This window comes from Streptomyces sp. NPDC012510, assembly GCF_042955065.1.
In the GTDB taxonomy this organism is placed as follows: domain Bacteria; phylum Actinomycetota; class Actinomycetes; order Streptomycetales; family Streptomycetaceae; genus Streptomyces.
In genome coordinates this window covers 1-1,107 of sequence record NZ_JBIBEN010000105.1, presented here as the reverse complement: position 1 = coordinate 1,107, position 1,107 = coordinate 1, and the positions used below count along the sequence as shown (strand labels likewise).

1 protein-coding gene and 1 pseudogene are annotated in these 1,107 nt (G+C 57.9%); one reads left to right on the top strand and one right to left on the bottom strand.

Annotated features, from left to right (window positions below; all coding sequences use genetic code 11):
- A partial coding sequence (locus ACFY9I_RS42645; protein ID WP_391012955.1) for an AAA family ATPase occupies positions 1 to 622 on the bottom strand: 622 nt, incomplete at its 3' end.
- Between the two features lie 278 nt (positions 623 to 900).
- Here ACFY9I_RS42645 and ACFY9I_RS42640 point away from each other — a divergent pair.
- Positions 901 to 1,107: pseudogene (locus ACFY9I_RS42640) on the top strand (hypothetical protein); the annotation flags it as partial.

The window sequence follows — 1,107 nt, the reverse complement described above, 5'->3', positions numbered from 1 at the left end:
CCATCTCGGGTGTATTGTCCAGGATGAAGTCAATTAGTTCTTCGTATGCATCGCGATCCGTATTCTTCAGGTGGTAGAGGTGGTTTCTGAAGTGTGAACTGGCCAACCGGGTTGACTGATTTTCTTTGACGTGCTTCTCGGTCAGGACGGATTCGCGATGCTGTACTGGAGTTAGTGTAGGGACCACTCCAATGATGGGGCTCACGGATCGAGCAATCGCAGCTGTTGCGACGAAAGAAGAGTCTGGATTCTGAAGGCAGAAGAACGGCAGTTCATCCACGGGCCAGATGGATTGCAGAACGGCGCCCGATTCAAATGTCACCGCCATCCTACTCTCTGATTCGCGGAACTCATGTCTGATATTTTCACCGATAAACCCTGACGGATTGCCGATCGTGCTAGAAAGTAGATGGCCCTTGGCCCAAGGGTTTCCGTCGAGACTGAAGCGCTCTGTGGCATTGCGTCGGCGTGCGTGATTCACCTGCTCAGCTGCAAGGCGAAGGGCGGAAATGATGGTACTCTTGCCGGCGTTATTTGGCCCTACGAGAATTGATTGCTTGCTGAATTGGATATCGAACCTTGAGAATCCCTTAAAGTGCGAAAGTGTGAGCTTCTTGAGCATGAGGCAAGCGTAGAGGGTATCGGCGAGTCGCGTACTGGATTTTCTGAATTTGGTTCGAGCATAAAGGTCTCACTCGCGGAAGCGAACGTTTAATCGAATGATGGGGGTGCGTCCCGGCATGGCAGGTGCGCGCCGGGGGTCGCGAGAGGTGTGGGCTGTTGTGGCTGTTCGGAGAAGCGGGCGTGTGCGGCCACCTCCTGGCCGGATCGCCCTCTTGTGCACCCTTCGTGTACGTGTCACACAGTTCAGAGGCGCGGACCTGGGGGAGGGGACACGGCATGTCGGTCTTGGGTGGCTATCCGGTAGGGCCGTCGGCCTGGGCCGTCGAGCGGTTTGGGCGGCATGCCGGCGCGCTTGCGGCTGCGGTGCCGGTGCAACTGGCCAAGGCGCACGGGAAGGCCCATGCCGCGCATCTCGCTGCGGGGCTGAAGAAGCGGAGTCCGTACGGTGTCGCCCTTGCAGGCGTGGTGCGCGAGAACCTGGCG